This window comes from Synechococcus sp. 1G10 (assembly GCF_002252625.1).
In the GTDB taxonomy this organism is placed as follows: Bacteria; Cyanobacteriota; Cyanobacteriia; order PCC-6307; family Cyanobiaceae; genus Regnicoccus_A.
In genome coordinates this window covers 1-21,912 of record NZ_NQKW01000028.1, presented here as the reverse complement: position 1 = coordinate 21,912, position 21,912 = coordinate 1, and the positions used below count along the sequence as shown (strand labels likewise).

At 65.3% G+C, this 21,912-nt stretch carries 26 protein-coding genes; 14 read left to right on the top strand and 12 right to left on the bottom strand.

Going from position 1 to position 21,912, the window contains the following annotated elements:
* Window positions 1-5 precede the first annotated feature (5 nt).
* A complete protein-coding gene (locus CJZ82_RS15735; protein ID WP_094556695.1) occupies window positions 6-1,133 on the bottom strand; it encodes an SLBB domain-containing protein in 1,128 nt (375 codons plus the stop codon).
* Window positions 1,134-1,312: 179 nt separating this feature from the next.
* On the opposite strand from CJZ82_RS15735, the gene CJZ82_RS15730 reads away from it, so the two are divergent.
* The 5 genes from CJZ82_RS15730 to cysS all read left to right on the top strand — a co-directional run bounded on the left by CJZ82_RS15730 (window position 1,313) and on the right by cysS (window position 6,471).
* Window positions 1,313-2,641, top strand: coding sequence for a hypothetical protein (locus tag CJZ82_RS15730; protein WP_143593713.1), 1,329 nt, complete (start codon window positions 1,313-1,315; stop codon window positions 2,639-2,641).
* 247 nt (window positions 2,642-2,888) lie between these two features.
* Window positions 2,889-3,566 (top strand): hypothetical protein, encoded by a 678-nt coding sequence (locus CJZ82_RS15725; protein ID WP_143593712.1) that lies wholly within the window; start codon window positions 2,889-2,891, stop codon window positions 3,564-3,566.
* A gap of 242 nt (window positions 3,567-3,808) precedes the next feature.
* Window positions 3,809-4,507 (top strand): hypothetical protein, encoded by a 699-nt coding sequence (locus CJZ82_RS15720; RefSeq protein ID WP_143593711.1) that lies wholly within the window; start codon window positions 3,809-3,811, stop codon window positions 4,505-4,507.
* A gap of 137 nt (window positions 4,508-4,644) precedes the next feature.
* Window positions 4,645-4,896 (top strand): hypothetical protein, encoded by a 252-nt coding sequence (locus CJZ82_RS15715; RefSeq protein WP_094556691.1) that lies wholly within the window; start codon window positions 4,645-4,647, stop codon window positions 4,894-4,896.
* 63 nt (window positions 4,897-4,959) lie between these two features.
* Window positions 4,960-6,471 carry a cysteine--tRNA ligase gene (gene cysS / locus CJZ82_RS15710; protein ID WP_198949812.1) on the top strand — a complete coding sequence of 504 codons (1,512 nt, stop codon included), beginning with the start codon at window positions 4,960-4,962 and terminating at the stop codon, window positions 6,469-6,471.
* A 24-nt stretch (window positions 6,472-6,495) separates the two neighbouring features.
* On the opposite strand, the gene CJZ82_RS15705 is transcribed toward cysS, so the two are convergent.
* On the bottom strand, window positions 6,496-6,762 hold the full coding sequence (locus tag CJZ82_RS15705; protein ID WP_094556707.1) for a hypothetical protein: 267 nt from the start codon (window positions 6,760-6,762) through the stop codon (window positions 6,496-6,498).
* 123 nt (window positions 6,763-6,885) lie between these two features.
* Here CJZ82_RS15705 and CJZ82_RS15700 point away from each other — a divergent pair, with 123 nt between their 5' ends.
* From CJZ82_RS15700 to CJZ82_RS15690, 3 genes are read left to right on the top strand one after another with little or no spacing between them, the layout of a single operon-like run.
* Window positions 6,886-8,130 (top strand): 1-deoxy-D-xylulose-5-phosphate reductoisomerase, encoded by a 1,245-nt coding sequence (locus CJZ82_RS15700; RefSeq protein ID WP_094556689.1) that lies wholly within the window; start codon window positions 6,886-6,888, stop codon window positions 8,128-8,130.
* 10 nt (window positions 8,131-8,140) lie between these two features.
* The gene (locus CJZ82_RS15695; RefSeq protein WP_143593710.1) at window positions 8,141-9,193 is read left to right on the top strand and encodes a hypothetical protein; all 1,053 of its coding nucleotides are present in this window, start codon (window positions 8,141-8,143) and stop codon (window positions 9,191-9,193) included.
* Between the two features lie 3 nt (window positions 9,194-9,196).
* On the top strand, window positions 9,197-9,562 hold the full coding sequence (locus CJZ82_RS15690; RefSeq protein ID WP_094556687.1) for a ferredoxin: 366 nt from the start codon (window positions 9,197-9,199) through the stop codon (window positions 9,560-9,562).
* On the opposite strand, the gene CJZ82_RS15685 is transcribed toward CJZ82_RS15690, so the two are convergent.
* The 3 genes from CJZ82_RS15685 to CJZ82_RS18740 are packed head-to-tail and all read right to left on the bottom strand — an operon-like array spanning window position 9,511 to window position 11,461.
* On the bottom strand, window positions 9,511-10,539 hold the full coding sequence (locus tag CJZ82_RS15685; protein ID WP_094556706.1) for a YheT family hydrolase: 1,029 nt from the start codon (window positions 10,537-10,539) through the stop codon (window positions 9,511-9,513). The two genes, CJZ82_RS15690 and CJZ82_RS15685, sit on opposite strands and share 52 nt — an antisense overlap.
* 20 nt (window positions 10,540-10,559) lie before the next feature.
* On the bottom strand, window positions 10,560-11,279 hold the full coding sequence (locus CJZ82_RS15680; RefSeq protein ID WP_233130312.1) for an SDR family oxidoreductase: 720 nt from the start codon (window positions 11,277-11,279) through the stop codon (window positions 10,560-10,562).
* A 5-nt stretch (window positions 11,280-11,284) separates the two neighbouring features.
* A complete protein-coding gene (locus tag CJZ82_RS18740; RefSeq protein WP_198949811.1) occupies window positions 11,285-11,461 on the bottom strand; it encodes a hypothetical protein in 177 nt (58 codons plus the stop codon).
* Window positions 11,462-11,703: 242 nt separating this feature from the next.
* Between CJZ82_RS18740 and CJZ82_RS15675 the strand changes: the two genes are divergently transcribed.
* From CJZ82_RS15675 to trxB, 3 genes are all read left to right on the top strand, one after another.
* Window positions 11,704-13,176 carry a DEAD/DEAH box helicase gene (locus tag CJZ82_RS15675; protein ID WP_198949810.1) on the top strand — a complete coding sequence of 491 codons (1,473 nt, stop codon included), beginning with the start codon at window positions 11,704-11,706 and terminating at the stop codon, window positions 13,174-13,176.
* Window positions 13,177-13,307: 131 nt separating this feature from the next.
* On the top strand, window positions 13,308-13,538 hold the full coding sequence (locus CJZ82_RS15670) for a hypothetical protein (protein ID WP_094556686.1): 231 nt from the start codon (window positions 13,308-13,310) through the stop codon (window positions 13,536-13,538).
* Between the two features lie 32 nt (window positions 13,539-13,570).
* Window positions 13,571-14,971, top strand: coding sequence for a thioredoxin-disulfide reductase (gene trxB, locus CJZ82_RS15665; RefSeq protein ID WP_094556685.1), 1,401 nt, complete (start codon window positions 13,571-13,573; stop codon window positions 14,969-14,971).
* 33 nt (window positions 14,972-15,004) lie between these two features.
* Here the strand turns inward: trxB and infA are convergent, their stop codons facing one another.
* Window positions 15,005-15,274, bottom strand: coding sequence for a translation initiation factor IF-1 (gene infA / locus CJZ82_RS15660; RefSeq protein WP_094556684.1), 270 nt, complete (start codon window positions 15,272-15,274; stop codon window positions 15,005-15,007).
* A gap of 216 nt (window positions 15,275-15,490) precedes the next feature.
* Here infA and CJZ82_RS15655 point away from each other — a divergent pair, with 216 nt between their 5' ends.
* Window positions 15,491-16,177 (top strand): pseudouridine synthase, encoded by a 687-nt coding sequence (locus CJZ82_RS15655; RefSeq protein WP_094556683.1) that lies wholly within the window; start codon window positions 15,491-15,493, stop codon window positions 16,175-16,177.
* Between the two features lie 54 nt (window positions 16,178-16,231).
* Here the strand turns inward: CJZ82_RS15655 and CJZ82_RS15650 are convergent, their stop codons facing one another.
* The 4 genes from CJZ82_RS15650 to CJZ82_RS15635 all read right to left on the bottom strand — a co-directional run bounded on the left by CJZ82_RS15650 (window position 16,232) and on the right by CJZ82_RS15635 (window position 18,793).
* Entirely contained in the window at window positions 16,232-16,447 is a 216-nt protein-coding gene (locus tag CJZ82_RS15650) for a hypothetical protein (RefSeq protein WP_094556682.1), read from the bottom strand.
* Window positions 16,448-16,495: 48 nt separating this feature from the next.
* Window positions 16,496-17,458, bottom strand: coding sequence for an NAD(P)H-binding protein (locus tag CJZ82_RS15645; RefSeq protein WP_094556681.1), 963 nt, complete (start codon window positions 17,456-17,458; stop codon window positions 16,496-16,498).
* 64 nt (window positions 17,459-17,522) lie between these two features.
* Window positions 17,523-17,621 (bottom strand): cytochrome b6-f complex subunit PetM, encoded by a 99-nt coding sequence (gene petM / locus CJZ82_RS15640; RefSeq protein WP_094556680.1) that lies wholly within the window; start codon window positions 17,619-17,621, stop codon window positions 17,523-17,525.
* A gap of 17 nt (window positions 17,622-17,638) precedes the next feature.
* Window positions 17,639-18,793: a N2,N2-dimethylguanosine tRNA methyltransferase gene (locus tag CJZ82_RS15635; RefSeq protein WP_233130311.1), complete on the bottom strand. Its 1,155-nt coding sequence runs from the start codon at window positions 18,791-18,793 to the stop codon at window positions 17,639-17,641.
* On the opposite strand from CJZ82_RS15635, the gene CJZ82_RS15630 reads away from it, so the two are divergent.
* Window positions 18,786-19,730 carry an alpha/beta fold hydrolase gene (locus CJZ82_RS15630; protein ID WP_094556703.1) on the top strand — a complete coding sequence of 315 codons (945 nt, stop codon included), beginning with the start codon at window positions 18,786-18,788 and terminating at the stop codon, window positions 19,728-19,730. The genes CJZ82_RS15635 and CJZ82_RS15630 overlap by 8 nt on opposite strands.
* Window positions 19,731-19,768: 38 nt before the next feature.
* The gene (gene ilvN, locus CJZ82_RS15625) at window positions 19,769-20,299 is read left to right on the top strand and encodes an acetolactate synthase small subunit (RefSeq protein WP_094556678.1); all 531 of its coding nucleotides are present in this window, start codon (window positions 19,769-19,771) and stop codon (window positions 20,297-20,299) included.
* 12 nt (window positions 20,300-20,311) lie between these two features.
* On the opposite strand, the gene CJZ82_RS15620 is transcribed toward ilvN, so the two are convergent.
* Complete coding sequence (locus CJZ82_RS15620) at window positions 20,312-21,022, bottom strand: peptidylprolyl isomerase (protein ID WP_094556677.1); 711 nt, start codon at window positions 21,020-21,022, stop codon at window positions 20,312-20,314.
* 4 nt (window positions 21,023-21,026) lie between these two features.
* Entirely contained in the window at window positions 21,027-21,626 is a 600-nt protein-coding gene (locus CJZ82_RS15615; protein WP_094556702.1) for a photosystem I assembly protein Ycf4, read from the bottom strand.
* Between the last annotated feature and the right edge of the window lie 286 nt (window positions 21,627-21,912).

The following is a 21,912-nucleotide window of genomic DNA, read 5'->3' as shown; positions in this document are numbered from 1 at the left end:
CAGGCTCAGTTGTTGTTGCTATCGAGCAGGCGGAACAGGGTCAAGACATTGACCAGACCGCTGAGTGGCTGGCTGACGGCCCCGATGGCGTCGGTGCTGATCGCATATCGGCTGCGGTTGACGATCACCGTGTCGCCGTCCACCAGCGGTGGATTTTTGGCGATCGAAACCCCCTGGTTGAAATCAAGCGGATAGGTGCGGCGCATAACGGAACCGTTGCGGTTGAGCCGTACCAGTTCCAGCTTTGAGGTCTTGGCCCGCCAGGTTTGTACACCACCGGCCACCATGATCGCTTGCATCAGCGGTGTGCTCGCTGGCACCTGAGTGCGGCCAGGGGATTTCACCTCGCCAATGATATTTACAGTGATTTCCTTGGGGGCCAGTGTTGTGGCCGCCAGCTCGGCCGAATTGCTGGCATCCTCCTGGGCAACCCGCTCCAGCTTGATCGTGTCCCCATCAAAGAGCAGGGGATTCTGGAGCTGGTCGCCGTCGCGCACCAGCGCCAGCAGGTCGACACGTGCGCGCTTGAAGCGGGAGTCGGCGCCAGGCAGGCGCCGCTGCACCACCACCCGGCGCAGGTTCGCCATCGACGTGATCCCGCCCGCCTTCTGGATCGCATCCACCAGCGTAGGGAGGCCACTGATGGACACCGACGCCTGGGTCAGGGAACCTTCCGAGTTGGTGAGCGTGTAGAGGCCGGGAAGCTCCACCTCGCCGATCACAGCGACGCGCAGAGGCCTGGGACGCACCACGCTCAGCTGCAGATCAGGCCGTTGCAGCTGGTTCCTGTAAAGCGACTCCAGCCAGAGGGTGGCCTGGGAGAGGGTCAGTCCCGAGAGCCTGACGCTGCCCAGCAGGGGCAGAGAGGCCGTGCCGTCGTTGAGGATGTCGATGGAACCGCTCAGGTCCGAAACGGCGAGAAATTTCAGACTGAGGCCATCACCGGATCCGAGGATGTAGGCGTCGTCCTGAAGCATGGCGTCGCTGGCACCAGGCATGGCCTCAGCCTGGGCCAACGAACCCTGGAGCGGCTCCGCCAGCACCACAGGAGTCAGCAAGCTGGAGAGGCCAACCAAGACTGTTAAGGGCAGTGCCCAACGCTTCCCCACCAGTTCCACACTCAAGCTCGCCATCACTTCGGACGGACAGTAAGGCGAATGTTGCCACGAACCGGTTGAAAAGGTGGCGGTTGAGGGCCAGTCATCAACTGGCCATCACCGATACATTGACATGACATCAATTTGACATCGTCGATTTGTCCGACCGGCTGCCTGGATCGAACTTCACTCCATGGCTCAGCCTGCTGACCTCAATGGGCGTGATCACCGCTCCAGCGTTGGAGGCTCAGACCCTGGTCTGGGACCTACCGAGCCCCCCACCTCCGGTGGTGGTCACCCCCAGCCAACCGCCGCCGCCGGTGGCGGTGCCCATACTCAGGGCTGAAGCACCCGACACCGCTCCTGCCAGGCCAGCGCAAAGCCTCGTCTGGGAAGCTGTCCCGCCGAACTCGCCACCGCTTCAACCAGTGTTGCCACTGCCGAACGCGCCCACTACCGCGATCGCAGCAAACCCTGAGCGCAGCCTGAACTGGGAGATCGTCCCCTTTGATGACGGCAGCCTGGCCTTTTCCGCTCCTGTCGGCTCAGCCAACCCAGGTGCGGGGATTTTCGGGCAATTGTTGGCCAGGGAAACCACCCTTCGCTGGTACCTGGTACCAGAGGATCAGGTGCTGGATTCATCCATCGCCCTCGCCAACGGCGATGCCAGGCCAGAGCCTCCATACTTGCCCGAGCAGCCAGCACCGATCTGGCCGAAGGTTCGCGGCCTGGCCCGAGGGATCACTGTCAATGGAGATCCCTATCCCGACACCGGGCTGAACGTGCCCAACGGTTTTGCCCAGGACCCGGAGTTCACCGTCTCCACCACCCTCACCGGCACCAGCCGCACCCGCTCCTGCCGCGTGGCACCTGGCGGCGACTGGATCGACTGCGCCGACTCCGAGGCTTATCTCGACATCACCCCCTTCAAGGGTGAGTATGCCAGCCTTGGCTTCCAATACACCATCCAGAGCCTCACCAGCCGCAACCGGGGCACCGGTGTGTTCGCCGGCCAGAGCATCGGTTTCCGCACAGCAGTGAACATCACCCCCACCACCGGGTTGGCCTTTGGCGGTGAACACATCATCCAGCTCGACAACACCACCGACCTGGGCCGGAACTTTTATCTGGTGCTCTCCCAGGCCATCCCCTTCAGCCGCGGCCAGAATCCCATCCTTCTTGTCGCCACCGCCGGCATCGGCTCAGACTTCTACGGCTATGCAGGCAATGGCACCCTGGGCTCCACCAACTGCCTGAGCGGCAACAACGTCAGCAGCCTTAACTACCCCACCGGCACCGACTGCTTCTGGGGTCCGATCGGCGCCCTGACCCTTCACATGGGCAGCCAGGTTTCCATCGGCTACGAATGGTTTGGCTATGGCATCGGGGCGGGGCTGTCGGTGCGCCCCATCAAAGACCTCCCCCTCACCTTCTCGCTGTACGCCACGGACTTCCTCGGCAACACTCCCAGCTACCTCGATGGGCTCTGCACCACCAACCCATGCGAACCCAGGTACTACGGCCGGCTGACAATGTCTTTCTGAGATATCGACGAATCCAGCAATCTATATAAATTTTATATTTCAGCACATGCTCATTACGGAAGCATGTACTTCAACTTCATGGCAAATCCCCTCCGCGTCAAAAATAGCCAGATGAGGCCGAGTTTTGCGCTGTAGCGCCAACTACAGCGCAGGTGGACAGTTCTTCATCTGGTTTGTGTCCAGACGCTTCTTGTTCTTGAAGCTGCACTTAAATTCTGATGTGATTGGTTCTTGATTTACACAGCACATGCGTTTTACTGTTCCCCTTGCCTTGGCAACGGCCACAGCATTTTCGGTCAGCGCCCTACCCGTCCGGGCCTTCCCAGGTGCCAGTGTCAATCTTGTGCGCGTGAACGGGGATGGGGTCACCGCCCTGCCCGGCCTACAGCCCCCTTCAATCCAGGTCCCCCCTTCAGCTCCCGGGACGGTTGAGCTGATCAGTCAGGCGTCTGGTGACAATCAGTCGGATCGAGATGTCACGGTGCTGCTCACCGGCACCGAAGACCTGGAGATCCGCTACCTAGGTCCCCTGCCCCAGTTTTCAAGCACCGATTACATCTCTGTTCGCAACAAGTCAACCGGTGAGGAGGTGGAGCGCATATTCCTCAATTCCAATCGCGTCAGTTTTTCCAGTGATCGCCGCACGATCACGATCAATCCGGAATCCACCATTACTGATGGGGAGGTGATCTGCGCCCTGCTTCCCGATGGGCCCAGCAACCTTCCCACACGGGATACACCCTGTTGCTTCACGGTCGCCAAGGCCGTCGTCCTCCCGGAGGCGGCAGCCCCTGCCAATCCATTCCCCTGGTGGATAATTCCTGTAGGCCTAGGACTGGGAGTTGGCATCTGCGCGATCGCCGGCTGCTTTGACAGCGGTGACAGCGGTGGCGGTGGCGGTGGCGACAACAATGTGTCCCGCTGACGCTCTTGGCTTGATCCTCTGAGCTCACCAACCTCTCCATCACCTGGGTTGACCATGAGGTCGGCCCAGGTTTTTTTTGGCCATCACACCATGATCAGCCAGACGGCCACCGCCCCCTCAACCCAGACCACGGGACTTTGGCCAAGAGTGTCTTGAAGGCCACTGTTGAATACCTGGTCAGCAGAGCATAATGGCTCGATCATTCAAGTCTCAGGACAGCTTGCATGCGTTCCGCTCTTCCCTTGGCTGTTCTTTCCGCTTTCACGGTCAGTGCCTTGCCGGTTCAGGCTTTTCCCGGAGCTTCGGTCAATCTCGTTCGTGTCAATGCCGAAGGGGTCAGAGCCCTTCCGGGACTTGATCCGAGCCTGTATGGATCTCCTGCGCCACCGTCGCTGGCCAGCGACGGCCAGCTGCTCAGCCAGGCCGATCCCAACGATGGGGACCAGAACGATGTGACCTATCTGCTCTCAGGCGACGAAGATTTCGAGATCCGCTACGCCAGTCCACTTCCTCTCAACCTCACCGGCAACATCTCGATTCGTCGGCGCAGTTCCACGGCCGGCGATGCCCAGAATGGCGAAGAAGTGGAGAGCATCCCCCTGAATTCGCCCAACGTCAGCATTTCAGAGGATCGGCTCACCCTCACGATCAAACACGATCGGGGTCTCCGAGACGGTGAGACCCTATGTGCGCTCTTGCCCGATGGCCCCTACGCCCTACCGCAGCGGATCACTCCCTGCTGCTTCCAGCTGGCCAAGGCGGCCACCACCATGTCCAGAAAAACCAGCCCATGTGGGTTTATTGCACCACCAACCACTAGTTCCTTCCCTTACTGGATCCCACTGGCCATCCTCGGGGTAGGTGTGATCGGCTGCGCCATTGGTGGCTGCTTTAGTGGTGGCGGTGGCGATGGTGGGGGAAGCAATCCCGTCTCCCGCTGAGCATCCACAATCCGCACTGGTCAGGTTGAGCGGATCATGGGCATCTCTGGGGGTAAGTCCTGATGTGCTTGCCCCCCAGAGTGTTCGCTTCTGGTTTGACCGATTACAGTTTGGTCAGTTCGACAAGCCGTTCAGTCATGGTCAGGATTCTCAGCATCGGTGCAATTGCGTTCGGCACTCTCGTGGCTCCAGCCTTTGCCGCTGATCTTGCCGACCTTCCCAGTTGCCTGAAGCCACGCACCCTCAGTGCGGTCACGGCCACCATCACCCAGGACAGCGTGATCAAGGATCCACTTCTGGCTCAGGGGTTCAGGGTCTCCGATCCAGCCTGCACCTACCAGGTGGCCCGCCCTGCACTACAGGAAGTTCCCGTGCGCGGCCTGTGGTGATCGCCTGACCGCAGGGTCAGCGCTATGACCCCTTACGGTGCCATCACCCTCTAACGGCTGGCCTTGTCCCTGCGGCTCACCAACACCCTCACCAGGCGAACCGAGTCTTTTCAGCCTCTGGTTCCCGGTGAGGTTTCGATCTATTGCTGCGGGGTCACGGTTTATGACCTCTGCCATCTGGGCCATGCCCGCAGCTACATCGTCTGGGATGTGCTGCGCAGATATCTGATCTGGAGCGGTTACCGGGTGACGTTCGTTCAGAACATCACCGATATCGACGACAAGATCCTGCAGCGGGCCGCCAAGGAAGGTCGCTCGATGCAGGAAGTGAGCGAGAGCAACATCGTCGCCTTCCAGGAGGACATGGCGGCACTGAACATCCTCCCCCCCGACAGGGTCCCCCGGGCAACCCAATGCCTGGATGCCATTCGCGCCATGATCGGAGAGCTGGAAGCTTCCGGTGCGGCCTATTCCGCTGATGGCGATGTCTATTTCGCCGTAATGGGCCAGCCTGATTACGGCAAACTGAGTGGTCGCAGCCTCAGTGAACAGCAGGAGGGCGCCAGCGGCAGGCTCAACAGCGACGAGGAATCCCGCAAGCGTCATCCCTTTGACTTCGCCCTCTGGAAAGGCGTCAAGCCTGGAGAACCCAGTTTTCCCTCCCCGTGGGGTCCCGGCCGGCCCGGATGGCACATCGAATGTTCGGCGATGGTGCGCCAGGAACTGGGCAACACCATCGACATTCATCTGGGGGGAGCCGACCTGATCTTTCCCCACCATGAGAATGAAATCGCCCAGTCGGAAGCGGCCAACGCTGAACCACTGGCACGCTTCTGGTTGCACAACGGCATGGTGAACGTGGATGGGGAAAAGATGTCGAAATCGCTCGGCAACTTCACCACAATCCGATCACTGCTGGCCAGTGGCGTCTCGCCGATGACCCTGCGGCTGTTCGTGCTCCAGGCCCACTACCGCAAACCCCTCGATTTCACCCGTGAAGCCTTGGAGGCCGCCGCCACCGGCTGGCACGGGCTGAACGAAGCGCTCCAGCTGGGCCTGAATCCCACCTTCACTGCGGAGCTTGGCTGGCTGGGCGCAGCCGCTGCTGTTCCTGCCTCTGGGGTACCTGACCCTGCCTGTGAGGCTGAATCTGAGCAGGGCATGGGGCTGGAAGCCAGCCGCCAGGGATTCATCGACGCCCTCGATGACGATCTCAACACCTCCGCAGCACTTGCGGTGCTGTTCGAGCTCGCCCGTCCCCTGCGGGCCCTGTCCCGGCGGCTCGAGCGTGGATCGGAGGCCAGCGGCGAAGATCGTGCCCAGCAAGGACGCTGGCAGCTGCTGCAGCAACTCAGCGGCGTTCTCGGCCTGGAGCCGGAAGCCGGCCCCAGCAGCGCTGCCGAGGCTGCCACTGGCCCTGAGCCGGAAGTGATTCAGGCCCTGATCAGCGAGCGACTGGCCGCCCGGCAGCAGAAGCGCTACCCAGATGCCGATGCCATCCGCGATCAGCTGCGCGCTGAAGGCATCGAGTTGATCGACCGCCCCGATGGCAGCACCGAGTGGATCCGGCGCTGAATCCCGCCTGATTCACTTGAAAGCTCAGCGCGGTGGGGCTTTCGGAGGCTCCACCGGCGCTCGATCCTTCATCAGCGTTTCAATCCGGCGGATGCGCACCCGGGTGGTCTCCCACACTTCAAGCCGGAAGCCGCCGTCAGCAGCAGCCGGAGTGGCTGCGGGGGCCTCCGCCAGGGAGCTGCGCAGCTGCTCAACCATCGCCTCGATGTCGTCACCCGCCTCAAAGGCATCCCAGAGCTCACGCTCCAGCCGCGCCCGCTCGATGAAGTTCCAACGCTTGAGCCAGAGCATCGCAGCCGCCATGGGTGAAGATCACCAGCCCAGCCAGTGTGCACGAGCTGTGGCCCTTGCTGCTGCGGCCCACCATGCCGAGGGGATCAGTGGGAGACTTGCTCCCGACGCAGGGATGGCCTCGTGAAAGCGATCAGTGTGCTCGGCTCCACCGGGTCGATCGGCACCCAGACCCTGGCGATCGTGGAGGAGTTCCCAGAGCGCTTCCGGGTGGTGGCACTCACAGCGGGGCGCAACCTGGATCTGCTGATCGATCAGATCCGGCGCCATGCACCTGAGCTGGTGGCCCTGGCGGACGAGGACGTCCTGCCTGAATTGCGCAGCCGCCTGGAGGCGCTGGACCCCTCCCAGCGGCCGGCCCGCCAGCCGGAGCTGGTGGGGGGAAGCGAGGGGCTCTGCGCCGCCGCCGCCTGGCCCAGCGCAGATTTGGTGGTGACCGGCATCGTGGGCTGCGCCGGGCTGCTGCCTACCCTCTCAGCGATCAAGGCCGGCAAGGACCTGGCCCTGGCCAACAAGGAAACCCTGATCGCCGCCGGCCCGGTGGTGCTGCCGGCCCTGAAGGCCAGTGGCAGCCGCTTGCTGCCGGCCGACTCCGAGCATTCCGCCCTGTTCCAGTGCCTGCAGGGCACACCCTGGGCCGACTCAGCCCGCCTGTCCACCGGCGTCCCCACCCCCGGTCTGCGGCGCATCCAGCTCACGGCCTCCGGCGGCGCCTTCCGCGACTGGCCAGCCGCCGATCTGGCCAAGGCCACCGTGGCCGATGCCACCAGCCATCCCAACTGGAGCATGGGCCGCAAGATCACAGTGGATTCGGCCACCTTGATGAACAAGGGTCTGGAGGTGATCGAAGCCCACTATCTCTTCGGTCTGGGCTACGACTCCATTGAGATTGTTATCCACCCCCAGAGCATCATTCACTCGATGGTGGAACTGGCCGACAGCTCGGTGCTGGCCCAGCTGGGCTGGCCAGACATGCGCCTGCCGATTCTCTACTGCCTCAGCTGGCCCGAGCGCTTCGAAACCCCCTGGCGGCGCCTCGACCTCACCGAGGTGGGGCAGCTCACCTTCCGCGCCCCCGATCAGCAGAAATACCCCTGTATGGGCCTAGCCTACGCCTCCGGCCGTGCCGGCGGCACCATGCCGGCGGTGCTCAACGCCGCCAACGAACAGGCTGTGGCCCTCTTCCTGGAGGAGCGGATCTCCTTCCTCGACATACCGAGGCTGATCGAGAGGGTCTGCGACCGGCACCGCAGCGACCTCCGCAGCGATCCTTCACTGGAGGATGTCTTGGCCGTGGACACCTGGGCACGCCAGGCTTTGTGCGAGGCCGCAGGGCCCTCTGGCAGGGTGGAGTTGCTTGTGGGCTGACCAGAAGCGCATGCAGGAAGCCAGCACGTCAGCTCTGCTTAGCCGGTTCGCTCACGAGTACGGGCTGGATTTATCAGCCCTGACGGACGAACCCATCGCCGCAGGCCCCAGTGATTCCTACAGGATTCTTCCCGGCGCAGAGCCCTGCGGCCATGAGCCGCTGCTCAGGCAGATCACAGCACTTCAGATCCGCTCACCGATGAGGTTCGGCAATTCCCTGATCCAGCTCAGCAACGCCATCGAACTTGCCGGCCTCCATGGCATTTCGCGCATCTACGCGCCGGGCTTCTGGTGGGTCGTCTCGAGTCCAGCGCCTGTTATTCCAGCGATCCAGGTGATAACCAATCTCGCTGGGCCGCAAGAAAGGATCCTTGAAGGGATGTTCTATTACAAACGAACCCTCAGGACGCTCTATCAACAGCCAGAGAAGTGCATCGACGCCATCCGAAACAACCTTTTCCACGTTCGCCAGCAGATTCCTCTGCTTAAGGCGCGGGAGCCCCTGCGAGACGACCATCTGGTCCTTCACATCCGATCCGGTGATGTCTTCCATGGCAAGGGCCACCCGCTCTACGGACAGCCTCCTCTGAGCTTCTACACGCTCATCCTGCGGCGATGGCCCTGGCGCAAAGCCACCATAGTGTCCGAGGACCGGCTGAACCCCGTCATCGACAGACTCCTTGGGGGCACCATCCCAAACCTGCCGCCAATGGAACACCGCACGGCCAGTCTCCAGGAAGACCTGGAACTGCTTCTTCGCGCCAGGAGCCTTGTGTGCTCTCTGGGTACGTTCATGCCGGCCGTTCTATCTCTCTCAGCCAACGTGCGGCGCGTCATCCTGTTCGAGAGGCTCTGGTACGCCAGAACGCTGCAGCAGAGAGCAGATCTTCTGGTCGTGAAAGACAGCGTTGGTGACTACTGCCGCGGCGTACTCGACAAAAACTGGCAGAACAGTAAGCAGCAACGTGAACTGATGCTCGGCTATCCGGAAGGGCGGTTGCAATTGAGCCATCTGTCCCGCCACGCCACCAAGGTCTCCACGTTCGTCCCGCTTAAGAGTTGATCCATGTCATCGATCCAGCACCATCTGCTGCTCTGCGCCACCCCCAGCAAGCCCCTCTGCGGCGACCCACAGCTGGGGGCCGCCAGCTGGGCCCGGCTCAAGCAGCTGATCAAGGAGCGCGGCCTGGAGCGGCCCGATCGCCCTGAAGGGGTGGTGTTGCGCACCAAGGCCGACTGCCTGCGCATCTGCGCCGGAGGACCGATTCTGCTGATCTGGCCGGAGGGGATCGCCTACGGCGGCGTCAGCCCCGAGCGCATCGAGCGGATCGTGGAGGATCACCTCATCGGCAGACGGCCCATCGAGGAGTGGATCGTGGCTCAGTACACACTGGAGCCCAGTCGCTGCTCCAGCCAGCGCCGCACCAGCTGATCCGACCAGCAGCCCCCAGGTGAATGGAAACCGTTGTGGCCGCCGCCGGGGCTGAGCACCACCTCCAGCGGCGGTCCAAGAGCCAGGGCAGCATAGGCTGGAACCCAAGGATCATCCAGGGCCTGCACCAACAGGGTGGGGGGCAGGCAGGCCTGCTGAGCGAGCTCTGGAGCCAGCAGCCGCGGCAGGGGGCTGGCCTGCTGGTAATAGTCTTCCACGCTGGAGTAGCCCCAACGGGGTGCGGTGATCAGGTCGTCGAACGCCCGGATGCTGGCCACCCGGCGCAGGTGTTGCTCCAGCTCCTCGTTGGGCTGGGGCCGATCGTTGAGGGTCTGCTGGCGCAGGCGCTCCAGCAACCAGCGCTCATAGAGGCGGTTGCGCGGGCTGGAGATGGTGGCAGAGCATTGGGCGAGATCGAGGGGGCTGCTCACCAGCGCCAACCCATCCAGCTCCGCCGCCCCATCAAGCACCGCATTGAGCAACACCGTCCCGCCAAGAGACAGTCCAACGGCCAGCAGGGGCTGGCCAGCCGCCAGCTGCCGGGCCTGCTCCAGGGCTGGCGCCAGATCGGAACTGCAGCGGGCGGCATAGGTGCCTGAGGCCAGCTCCCGCCCCTGACCGGCGCCGCGCATGTTCAGACGCAGCACCGCAAAGCCGGCCCGGTTCAGGCACCAGCCCAGGCGACGCACCCCCTCCGCCTCGCTGGAGCCGCCCAGGCCGTGCAACAGCAGCACCAGAGCCTTTGCCTTGGTGAAGCCAGCCTCTGCGGCGGGTGGATCGAGCCAGGCCAGCAGGGAGCCGCCCTTCCCCTGGCTGGAGGGCCCAAGAGCCAGCTCAAGCCGCGTCCTCGGGTGCTCGGGCAGCACATCCGGCCTGAGCGTGTCGCGCAGGGTCTGCAGATCGGGACCCCACCAGGGCGGCCGGGGACGGAACGGCTGCAGCCCCAGCCGCTCGAGCAGCTCAAGGGATGAGCTCAAGGGCCGCTGGGCCTGGGAGCTCACACCGGCTGGGGCACACGGGCCAACCACTGGGCCAGGGAGAGGGGCTCCACTCCAGCGGCACTGGTGACCTCGATGATCCGCCCGATCGAAGCCGGTGATTCCAGAGCATCCAGACAGACCCGGGCCACCAGCCGGCGGGGAATGCTGTTGCTCTCCTGCTGATCAGGACCGCTGAAGCGGATGCCCTGGTCCTCGAGCTGGTCCTCCGCTTCGTTCAGGCCACCGGGACGCACCACCGTCCAGTCGAGACCGCTGGCCTCCAGCCAGCGCTCCCCGAGCCGCTTCCAGACCAGGATCAGGCCGAAGAGGTTGAGGGGATGCAGCCAGCGGCCGCTGCACAGCGAGCTGACCAGCACCACCCGCTTCACCCCGGCCGCTCTGCAGGCGGCGCACTGCTGGCGGATCGCCAGGGCATCCACCTTCAAGGGCCCCGCCAGATCCACCGAGGGGCGCGCACCGGTGGCGATCACCAGGGCCTGGGCCCCCGCCAGGGCCTTCTCCAGGGCGGCTTGATCACCCATTTCCAGGCGGATCAGCTCGGCCCCGTGCAGTCCATCGGGGACCTGAGAACCTGGGCGCAGCAGCGCCTTGACGCGGTAACCCCTGGCCAGGGCCTCCTGGACGACACGCCAGCCGGTCTTGCCGGAGGCTCCGCTCACGGCCAGGCAGGCTCCCGGCCCAGGAGCGGGCTCGGTGATCGAAGACTCAAGAGGCACGGTATTCAGACGAGCGGCAGCAGCTCCTGTTCTAGACACCGGGCCCGAGGGAAGTCCCCCCGATGGCGCAACTGACGCACCCGCAGGATCAGGGGATCGATGTCGCAGACCTGCTGATAGCAGATCTCAAGGTGTTCATGGAAGCCTGGCTGGGAGCGGCTGATGGGATGGGGGTTGTCCAACGGTGATCAAGGCGGGGCCAGAGAAAGGCGAAGCGAGAGGAAGGCGAAGCCAGAGAAAGACGAGGCGAGAGGCAGGTGAAACGAGAGGCAGCTCAAACGGTGTGCTGTGTGCGGTTTGAGTTGTGAAATCTCAAGGTGAATGACTGGAAATTAGGGAAGATGCCCGCCTAAGCCCTGGTAGCAAACACTCATCTTCAGGTCGCAAGACGCACAATGGCGCCACCCCCGCCGGCGCCGCTGTCATGGACACCGAAGCGAGCGGCAGACCATCGTTTGACTTCGGCGGCGCCCGGGCCAGCGGCCTGCATCTGCGCCCGCGCCAGTGGCAGTCCCAGCTGATCAACCTGCTGCGCCGCCGTCTGGAGGTGCCCAGCAGCCTGGGCCGGGACGTGCTGGTCCACGCCGGACCCGGGGCAGGCAAGACCTTCGGGGCACTGCTGAGCTTCCAGTCGATGCTGCGGGAGGGGCGGCTCGCCCATCTGCTCGTTTTCTGCCATCGCAGCTCGATCGCCGCCCAATGGCGCGACTCGGCCCGGCAGCTGGGGCTGGAGCTGTGCGAGTGGGACCCGGCTCAGGCCCCCGAGCGCGCCCAGGGCTTGCTGCTCAGCTACCAGAGCGCCGCCCGGCACCGGCAACGCCTGCAGCAGGAACTGCCGAGACTGCTGGATGGGCCCACCCTCGCGGTGGCCGATGAGGTGCATCACCTCGGCATGGATCCCGAGGAGCCGGATGCCACCGCCTGGGGCCATGCCTTCAGTGAACTGAGCTGCCGTCACGCCTTGAGGCTGGGCTTGAGTGGCACACCCTTCCGCGCCGACAACCTGGCCTTCTGCGCCGCCAGGAGGGTGCCCCGACATCAGGAGGGGGTGCTGGTGGAGCAGATCGAGCCCGATCTGAGCGTGGAGCCCCGCCAGCTGATCGTGGCTGGCGATGTCAGGCCACTGGAGTTCCGCTTCCAGGACGGCTGGGTGGACCACGGCCATGGCGAGGGGGAACGGGAGAGCGAGCTGGAGCGATCGCCCCTGTCGCTGGAAACCCGTGAAAGCTGGCGGGCCCGCAACCTCCGTCGCGCCATCCGGCCCGGCGACCAGAGCAGCATTGCCCTGAGGGTGCTGCTCAATGCCCGCCGGCGCCTGGCCAAGCTGCGCCAGCAAGACCATCCCCAGGCGGGCGGACTGGTGATTGCCCGCGACATCGCCCATGCCCGGGGTCTGAGCGGCCTGCTGGAGGAGGAGGGGGACCGGGTTCGGCTCGTTCACTCCCAGGATCCCGAAGCGGCCGCCCATCTCCAGGCCTTCCGGGCCGGTGAGGCCGACTGGCTTGTGAGCATCGACATGTGCGCCGAGGGTTTTGACGCCCCAAGGCTGCGGGTGGTGGCCTACCTGAGCACCGTGGTGACCCGCAGCCGCTTTATTCAGGCGATCACCCGGGCCGTGCGCATCGATCCCGCCAGAGCCGCGCTGGAGCCCATACCCAGACATCCGTCCTATGTGTACGCCCCGGCTGATCCACGGCTGATGGGTTACGCCCGCAGCTGGTCGGTGGCCGAGGCCTACGTGATCCGGCCCAGGGCGCTGCCGGAGAATGGGCTTCCAGCGGCCGGCGGTGGAGGCGGAAGCCAGTTGCCGCTGGAGGCCCTGCGCGATGGTGCGGGAGAAGTGATTCGCCTGCGAGGCCCCCAATTGCCAGGGTTTCTTGACAGACGAAGCTCCTGAACGCCCGAGCACAAGCCCTCTCCGAGTGGCGCTGGTTACAGCGAAAATATGAAGAGAGTGCGAACATGTGGAAATCAACACCGCTGATGGTTTTTCGGCCATCCAGCCTGGTGGATATTCGGAGATGGATCATGACCAAGGCCTCTCCCAATGGACAGCTCACCGCTGTGGTGTCCTGGGCCATGGCACGCATCGCCGTACTCGACCGTCAGGAGCGCTACGAGGACAGCTTTGCGCTCACCGAGGAATTCGGCGACTGGATCCTCGGCCTCGACCACCAACCCGACCGGCTCGACAGCAACGGTCTTCAGGGTCATGCCGTTGCCAGTCCGTCCGCCACGGAACCGCGTCCCATGATCTAAGCTCAACTCATAGTCAGTCCGCATTAGATCCGATGAGCGTTTCCGCAGGCCCCAGGGGCGACGAGGCTGCGGTGGAGAACCTGGTGATCGTGGGCTCAGGCCCCGCCGGGTATACCGCTGCCATCTATGCGGCCCGCGCCAACCTCAATCCAGTGCTGATCACCGGCTTCCAGGACGGCGGCATCCCCGGTGGGCAGCTGATGACCACCACCCACGTGGAGAATTTCCCGGGCTTCCCCGACGGCATCCTCGGCCCCGACCTGATGGACCGCATGAAGGCCCAGGCCGTGCGCTGGGGCACCCGCCTGGTGGAGGCCGATGCCGAGAAAATCGATCTCTCCGAGCGCCCCTACCAAGTGGTAGCTGAGGGGCGCACGATCCGCACTCAGGCGGTGATCCTTGCCACGGGCGCCAGCGCCAATCGGTTGGGTCTTCCGCACGAGCAGCAGTTCTGGAGCCAGGGCATCAGCGCCTGCGCCATCTGCGATGGGGCCACACCCCAGTTCCGCAATGAGCAGCTGGCGGTGGTCGGCGGTGGTGATTCCGCCTGCGAGGAGGCGGTGTATCTCACCAAATACGGCAGCCATGTGCACCTGATCGTTCGCCGCGAGAGCCTGCGCGCCAGCGGCGCCATGGCCGACCGAGTACTGGCCAACCCCGCCATCACCGTGCACTGGCAGCGGGAAGTGGCCGATGTCTCGGGGAACGGCTGGCTGCAGGCCCTCACCCTGCGCAATCCCGACGACGGCAGCACCCAAGAACTGCCGGTGCGGGGGCTTTTCTATGCCATCGGTCACACCCCCAACACCCGGTTGGTACGGGACCAGCTGGCGGTGGATTCCAAGGGCTATCTGGTCACCACCGCGGGCCAGCCCGACACCAGTCTTGAGGGAGTGTTCGCCGCCGGTGACGTGGCCGACGCCCAGTGGCGCCAAGGGGTGACCGCCGCCGGCAGCGGCTGCCAGGCGGCCCTGGCCGCCGAGCGCTGGCTCACCCATCACGGCCTGGCCACCACGGTGAAGCGGAGCAACGTGGAGCCTGAGCCCAGCGGGGAGCCCGTTCACACCGCCGTGAGCGACGCCGACAACTACGACCCCGCGGCCCTCTGGCAGAAAGGCGGCTACGCCCTGCGCAAGCTTTACCACGACAGCGACAAGCCCCTGCTGGTGGTTTACACCTCCCCCAGCTGCGGGCCCTGCCATGTGCTCAAGCCCCAGCTCAAGCGGGTGCTGCAAGAGCTGGAGGGAGCCGCCCAGGGGGTGGAGATCGACATCGAGGCCGAACAGGAGATCGCCACTCAGGCCGGCGTCAACGGCACGCCCACCGTGCAGCTCTTCCACGGTAAACAGCTGCGCCAGCAGTGGCGAGGGGTGAAGCAGCGCAGCGAATTCAAGGCCGCGATCGAAGCGCTCCTGCCCGCTCCTGTGGCCTGAAGCTCAGCCTGATCGGACTGATGGGGCTGCCCCTCAGCGCCGCCTCGGTCCACCTGGGCGGTTGCCTCCGGGCCTGGGGCCGGCAGCTCCTGCATTGCGTTCCCGGTAGGTGATCCGGCCGCGGGTGAGGTCGTAGGGGCTGATTTCCACCAGGACCTTGTCGCCGGCGAGCAGCTTGATGCGGAACTTGGTGAGCTTGCCGGCGGCACGGCAGAGGCACTGGTGCCCGGAGGGCTGATCGAGGGTGACCAGGTAGAACCCGTTTCCCTGTTCCTTCTCGATCACTCCCGAGGTTTCGATCATGCGCTGCCGTGGCTCGATTCAAAGATCGCTCCACCTTAAATTGGCACCCTGCTCGCCACCCCCGGGCCCAGCAGCCCAGCAGCGCCCCATCAAGGAGAGCCCTAGGGTCTGAGACCTTGCCGGCTTCCGCCTTGGTCGTTCCACCCCTGACCCTTGATCTGGGCCTGTTGATGATTTCCATCGGGGTGGTGAATCTCTGGAAAGCCCGCCGCAGCAATGGCGGTCTCTGAGTCGGCATCCGCAGTCAGGCCAGCTTCAACCACCCTGCTGCTGCACAAGCCCTACGGGGTGCTGAGCCAGTTCAGCCCCGAGCCGCTCAGCCCGTGGTCGACCCTGGCCCCCCTGGTGCCCGTGCCGGGGGTCTATGCGGCCGGCCGCCTCGATGCCGACAGTGAAGGTCTGCTGCTCCTCACCAGCGATGGCCTGCTGCAGCAGCGCCTCACTGATCCCCGCTGGGGCCACTGGCGCCGCTACTGGGTGCAGGTGGAAGGAACCCCAACCGATGCAGGCCTGCAGCAGCTACGGGACGGGGTGATGGTGCAAGGACGTCGCACCCTCAACGCCCAGGTCCAGCTCCTGGCGGATCCAGGCCTGGCGGAGCGGGTTCCGCCGATCCGCCAGCGCCGCTCGATCCCCACCGCCTGGCTGGAGCTGGGCCTGCGCGAGGGGCGCAACCGCCAGGTGCGACGGATGACCGCGGCCGTGGGGCTGCCCACCCTGCGGCTGCTGCGGGTGGCGATCGACCTGATGGATGGGGGACCTGCCCTCAGCCTCGATGGGCTGGCGCCCGGTCAGTGGCGGCCTGTCACCGGCGCTGAGCAGGAGCGCCTGAGCCGGCTCAGCTCAGGGCGAGGCGGACGGGCTGGAGGCGGGAAATCAGGGCGGGCCGGTGGAGGCGGGTAGGGCGGCTTGGAGTGGGCCACAGGCCAGTGCTCCAGCTCAATCCGAACCGTCGCTTCAGCCAATGACCTGCTGAAGTTCGCGCACGGTCTGGAGCTGGCCGTAGTAGTAGTTGGCGCGGGCACGCCGGTCCACGTCTTCGAGGCTGTCAAGGGCATCGAAACCCAGACTCATCCAGAGCTCATGGCCGCAGGCCCGGTTCAATTCAGCAGTGGCTTCCTGCTCGAGATTGGCCAACCGGCGCTGCAGATTTTTGATCTGGGAAATGGACATGAACGGACGAGCGCGGTCGGAACATAGTACAAAAGAACTGCCGGGCGCTCAGAACGGCAGCTTCTTCTTTTCCTCCTTGTCGAGGTCGGCATCCAGCTCGCGCAGGCGACGCAGGATCGTGTCGTAGTACTCCTTGAGGTAGCCCTCGAGGCCCGTGGTCTCCCCCGGATCCAGGGCGAAGGCCTCGTAACTGGCCTCCATCGCGGCATCCAGGGGCTGACCACCCCCGGTGACCTCCGCAAAGGCCAGCCTCTCGGCCACATTCACCCCCGGCTCGAAGAAGGAGGCCAGCCCCTGCATCAGCCGGATCAGGAATGGCCTCACCCGAAACACCCGGGCCGCCTTGCCGCTGTAGCGCTCACAGAGCTGGGTGACCTCACCGGTGTTCCAGGCCTTGGGACCCACCACAGGAAAGGCCTGACGAACGGTGGCGGGCTGGCTGAGGGCCGCCACGGCGAAACGGGCCACATCCTGGGTGTTCATGTAGGCGATCGGGGTCGGGGTGCCGCTCACCCACACCGTCTGGTTCTCCAGCACGGGAATGGCGAACTGACCGATCACTCCCTGCATGAAGGCGACGCAGCGCAGGATCGTGTAGTCGAAATCAGAGCCGATCAGCAGCTGTTCGGTGCAGTACTTGATGTCCATCAACGGCACCTCGCGGTGACGCTCAGCTCCCAGCAGCGAGACGAACACAAAACGCTTCACGCCAGCTTGCTCACAAGCCCTGAGCAGATTGAGCTTGCCGTCCCAGTCGATCGTGTAGATGCCAGCGCTGTCGGTCGGTCGGGCGGTGGCCGCATCGATCACAGCCTCCTGGCCCTCGAGGGCATAGGCCAGGCTTTCAGGCTCAAGCAGGTCCCCGCGGGTGAGCTCACAGCCCCACTCCTGCAAAAAAGCCGCCTTGCGGGGTGAGCGCACCACGCAGCGCACCTGGTGACCCTGATCGAGGGCACGGCGGGCAATCTGGCGACCAAGGGTGCCCGTTCCGCCGACGACCAGAACCTGCATGAAGCACCCGACCAGAAGGGGCTGAGCCTAAAGGTGCACCCGTCAGCATCGCGCCGGGTGAATTTCAGTCTTTCTGCAGTTTGAGCAGCAGGGCTCCACCCACCAGGCCGACGGGGATCAGCACCCAGAAGATCGCTGCGGTGAAGAAGATTTCCGAGGCCATGAGGCAGGGGAGAACGGCTACCGCTCCAGTGTCCCATCCGCCGTTGCGGCCAGCTCCAACACCACGGCCCAGGGCGCCGAGGTGCGCAGCTGGCCCGGCATCACGCCACTGACACTCGCGCTCCAGCCAGCCCACTCCAACCTCTCCAGCAGCTGGCGCAGACGCACCGTGCCGCCTGGCGATCGCCGGGCAATCTCCGCCATCGGCCAGACCCGCGCGCCAGTCCCGACGTCGGCGCCCAGATTGGCAAGCAGGCGCTTGCCCTCCTCAGCCGTGTGGCCATCGGCGGCCAGGGAGGAGAGATCGTCCAGCCAGCCGGGATCCTGGAGCGGGCCGATCCAGAGCGGACCACTCACCGCCAGGGGTGGGGGAGTGCTGCAGACGCATGATTGCCAGCCCCGCAGGCGTTTGAGGCTCTGCACCTGCTGATCCCCGCAGCCGTGGCAGTGGGCCAGCAGACCAAGCTGGTCTTCGTCCCCAGCCGCGGGGCTGCGCTGCACCTGCACGGCAGTGCGGAAGGTGCGGCCATCACTGAAATTCAGCAGGGGCTTGATGCCCCGGCCCAGGCACCAGGCGGCCCTGGCGACGACACCGAGCTGGAGGCGCAGGGCCAACTCCCAGCTGGCGGGGTGGGCCCGGGCAGCTGCCCCCAGGGAGCGCAGAGCAGCCACCCGGTCGTGGCCGGTGGGGGAGCGACCGTCAGTGCTGGCCAGATAAAGCACCCCGCCGAAGCACACGGCCTCCAGGGCCAGGGGCACCAGCGCCGCAGGGCAGCCGAAGGCATCGAGATCCACCAGCTCGAAGCGTTGATCACGCAGCAGGCAATCGGCCAGGATCTTCTGGGCCGTCTGGGCGCTCAGCCGCAACGACAGACGCTCCGCCAGGGGCTCCAGATTGACGCGCAGCAGCGGCAGCCGCTCGGGATCGCCATCGTTGGCCCAGATGGCGGATGCCCCGGCCTCCAGGCCGTAGCGCAGGGAACGCACACCGCAGCCCGCCATCAGATCCAGCACCCGCAAGGGCCCCTGACCTGCCAGACGCCGGGCCAGCAGCACCCCCAGATCCCTGGCCGGGCGCGAGTCGGCCCGGAAGAACCCCTCCCCCAGCCGCAGCTGGGCCGCGCCTTCGCAATAGTGAGGGTCGTTCGACGTGGCTTCGGCTCCGGTGGTCACAGCTCCAGCCCAGCCTGTCGCAAGCGATGGCATCGACTGGGGCCTGCATGGCACCTGGCACTGGCGAGGCCTGGCCTGCCACTGGCGCGTGCTCGGCGACCCCTCCCATCCACCGCTGCTGCTGCTGCATGGCTTCGCTGCCAGCAGCGGCCACTGGCGCCACAACGTGGCCGGCCTGGTGGCGGCGGGCTGGTGCGTGTACGGCCTGGATCTGATTGGCTTCGGCGCCTCAGACCAGCCAGCCCTGCAGCTCGACAACCGGCTCTGGGCCCGCCAGAGCACCGCCTTCCTGCAGCAGGTGGTGCAACGGCCCGCCGTGCTGTTGGGTCACTCCCTGGGAGGGCTGGTGGCTCTGACCACGGCGGTGTTCAGCCCGGAGTGGGTGCGGGCGGTGGCAGCTGTGCCCCTGCCCGATCCCACCCTGGTGATGGCCGTGCCGCGGCGGCGACCTCCCTGGCGGCGGCGCCTGCAGCGGCTGCTGGTGCTCGTGCTCTGCCGGCTGTTGCCGCTGGAGCTGGTGGTCCCCCTGATCGCCCGCACCCCACTGCTGGATCTGGGGCTGCAGTCGGCCTACAACCAGCCGGTGATCGGTGATCAGGAGCTGCGCCGGCTGTTCGCCCGCCCGGCCCGCCGGGCCACCGCCGCCTGGTCGCTGCGGGGAATGAGCATCGGCATGGCCCTGCGCCCGAGGGGTGCCACTGCAGAGGTGCTGCTGACACGCCTGGTGCAGCCACTGCTGCTGATCTGGGGCGAGGCCGACCGGCTGGTTCCGATCGAGGTGGGGGAGTTGCTCTCGCGACTCAATCCGGATCTGCGGCTGGAGCGGGTGGAGGGGGTCGGCCATTGCCCCCACGACGAGGCCCCGGAAGACTTTGAAGGGCTGCTGCTGAGCTGGTTGGAGGGGCTGCAGTCGGAGCCGCAGGAGGCCGGCACGTAATTTGGGGCCTTGATGCCCCGTTGAGCGCCGCCCCGGCCATGAAACACACCCTCTCGGTGCTGGTGCAGGACGAATCCGGCGCCCTCAGCCGCATTTCCGGGCTGTTTGCCCGCCGCGGCTTCAACATCGACAGTCTGGCGGTGGGTCCAGCCGAGCAGCGCGGCCATTCCCGACTCACGATGGTGGTTGAGGGAGACGATCACACCCTCGAGCAGATGACCAAACAGCTGAACAAGCTGGTCAACGTGCTCAACGTGATCGATCTCACCTGCATCCCCGCAGTGGAGCGAGAGCTGATGCTGCTGAAGGTGGCTGCACCGCCTGAGAACCGGGCCGCCATCCTCGATCTTGTTGAGGTGTTCCGCGCCAAGGTGGTTGACGTGGCCGACAACGCCCTGATCCTTGAAGTGGTGGGCGATCCGGGCAAACTCGTAGCTCTCGAGCAGATTCTCGAGAGCTACGGCATCCTGGAGATCGCCCGCACCGGCAAGGTGGCCCTGGAGAGGGCTTCCGGTGTGAACACCGCCTTCCTCAAGGTCACCGCCTCCGACAAGCGCGTACCCGCCTGAAGAGGCCCTGGCTCAGGGCTTGTTCTTCACCAGGGTGCCTCCCTGCAGCAGGGTGGCCTTGATCAGCCGGTCGCCCTGCTTGATCCGGTCGACCACCTCCATCCCCTTCACCACCCGGCCGAACACCGCATAGCGGCCATCGAGCTCGGTCAGGGGCTTGAGGGTGATGTAGAACTGCGCGCTGGCTGAGTTGGGGTCGGCCGAGCGAGCCATGGCCAGGGCTCCGCGGTCGTGCTTGAGGTTGAGCTTCGCGTTCTCGGCCGGATCAACAATCTCGGCGCCGTAGCGCGGCTCAGGCTCCCCCTTGAGTCCGAGCTCCAGGGGGATCAGCCGGGGCTGGTCTGTGGCTGGATCCACAAAGCTGCCGGTGCCGTACTGGCTGGCCGGAACCTTCGGGTCGGCGCTCTGGGGATCACCCCCCTGCACCACAAAGGGAGTGGGCTCGTTGACCACCCTGTGGAACACCGTGTTGTCGTAGGCGCCACGGCGCACGAGATCCACGAAGTTGCCTGCCGTGAGAGGAGCGGCATCGCCGCTGAGCTCGAGTTCCACATCGCCGCGGCTGGTCTTGAGCGACACCCGAGCCGGACCACTCAGACAGGGACTGCCTGAGGCCGCGCAGCCCAGGGGACTCCTGGGAGCATCAGCGGCACAGGCACTGAGCCCCATCGGAGTGAGCAGGAGGGCGCCCACCAGCAGGAGGTGGCTGAGGCGAATCTTCATCGGCTCAGACTCCTTCGAGGGGAACTTTGAGGAAGCGAGCCAGTTCGGCGCCGCTGCGCTCCAGCTCGGCCAGGGGCAGGGGTTCACCGACCCTGGTCAGGGGGAGATCGCGGCGGCCCTGCAGGCGCAGGGAGAGCCGGCGGCGGGGGTTGAGACCGTCACGCACGTCCACCTTCACAGCCAGGATCTCGCGCAGGGGGATGTCGAATTCGATCCTCTGACGGAAGCCCCGCCGGGTGATGGTGGCCTGGTTGCTCTCCTGATCGAAGCGGTTGCTGCCGGCACCCACGTCGATGACGATCACCACCCAGAGGTAGGTGGCCAGCAACACCCCAGCGATGCCGTAGGCGCCCATCACCAGGCCCTGGGGAACCCACTCCAGCGCAGCTGGATGACCCATGGGCAGCAGGTCGAGGCCGAGACGGCTGGAGAGACTGGTGAGCAGGAAACCGATCCCGCCAGCGGAGACCGCGGAGGCCACGAGGTAATTGGAAAGGCGGCGGGAGCCCTGCACCGGCTGCTCGAGCAGGGAGGGGCGGCTGGTGGAAGCGCCGTTGGCCGCGGGACGCGGCAACGGGGCAGCCGAAGGGGATGCCGGGGCCATGGGGTCGGCGAAAAGGCGTTGAGCCTTCATCTTGGACGGCAGCGGGCGGGAGCGGTTGAAAGAAATACCTAGAAACCCTGCCGAGACGGGCGATGTCAGGCCGTTGCGGACACGCTCGCGCTGTCCTTGAACATTGTTACCATCGCTCGGTATCCCACAGCCCAGCGGGATTTCCGCACCGTTTCAACCCATGACGATCGCTCTAGGGCGCGCACCCGCCGCACGGGGATGGTTCGACGTCCTCGATGACTGGCTCAAGCGTGACCGCTTCGTTTTCGTGGGGTGG

Coding starts and splice junctions, on each gene's coding strand:
- CJZ82_RS15620 (WP_094556677.1), bottom strand. CDS start 21,022: ATGAAGATTCGCCTCAGCCACCTCCTGCTGGTGGGCGCCCTCCTGCTC.
- CJZ82_RS15670 (WP_094556686.1), top strand. CDS start 13,308: ATGACCAAGGCCTCTCCCAATGGACAGCTCACCGCTGTGGTGTCCTGG.
- CJZ82_RS15730 (WP_143593713.1), top strand. CDS start 1,313: ATGGGCGTGATCACCGCTCCAGCGTTGGAGGCTCAGACCCTGGTCTGG.
- CJZ82_RS15705 (WP_094556707.1), bottom strand. CDS start 6,762: ATGCTCTGGCTCAAGCGTTGGAACTTCATCGAGCGGGCGCGGCTGGAG.
- CJZ82_RS15725 (WP_143593712.1), top strand. CDS start 2,889: ATGCGTTTTACTGTTCCCCTTGCCTTGGCAACGGCCACAGCATTTTCG.
- infA (WP_094556684.1), bottom strand. CDS start 15,274: ATGATCGAAACCTCGGGAGTGATCGAGAAGGAACAGGGAAACGGGTTC.
- CJZ82_RS15690 (WP_094556687.1), top strand. CDS start 9,197: ATGTCATCGATCCAGCACCATCTGCTGCTCTGCGCCACCCCCAGCAAG.
- petM (WP_094556680.1), bottom strand. CDS start 17,621: ATGGCCTCGGAAATCTTCTTCACCGCAGCGATCTTCTGGGTGCTGATC.
- CJZ82_RS15645 (WP_094556681.1), bottom strand. CDS start 17,458: ATGCAGGTTCTGGTCGTCGGCGGAACGGGCACCCTTGGTCGCCAGATT.
- CJZ82_RS15735 (WP_094556695.1), bottom strand. CDS start 1,133: ATGGCGAGCTTGAGTGTGGAACTGGTGGGGAAGCGTTGGGCACTGCCC.
- ilvN (WP_094556678.1), top strand. CDS start 19,769: ATGAAACACACCCTCTCGGTGCTGGTGCAGGACGAATCCGGCGCCCTC.
- CJZ82_RS15695 (WP_143593710.1), top strand. CDS start 8,141: ATGCAGGAAGCCAGCACGTCAGCTCTGCTTAGCCGGTTCGCTCACGAG.
- trxB (WP_094556685.1), top strand. CDS start 13,571: ATGAGCGTTTCCGCAGGCCCCAGGGGCGACGAGGCTGCGGTGGAGAAC.
- CJZ82_RS15715 (WP_094556691.1), top strand. CDS start 4,645: ATGGTCAGGATTCTCAGCATCGGTGCAATTGCGTTCGGCACTCTCGTG.
- CJZ82_RS15675 (WP_198949810.1), top strand. CDS start 11,704: ATGGACACCGAAGCGAGCGGCAGACCATCGTTTGACTTCGGCGGCGCC.
- CJZ82_RS15655 (WP_094556683.1), top strand. CDS start 15,491: ATGGCGGTCTCTGAGTCGGCATCCGCAGTCAGGCCAGCTTCAACCACC.
- CJZ82_RS15650 (WP_094556682.1), bottom strand. CDS start 16,447: ATGTCCATTTCCCAGATCAAAAATCTGCAGCGCCGGTTGGCCAATCTC.
- CJZ82_RS15615 (WP_094556702.1), bottom strand. CDS start 21,626: ATGGCCCCGGCATCCCCTTCGGCTGCCCCGTTGCCGCGTCCCGCGGCC.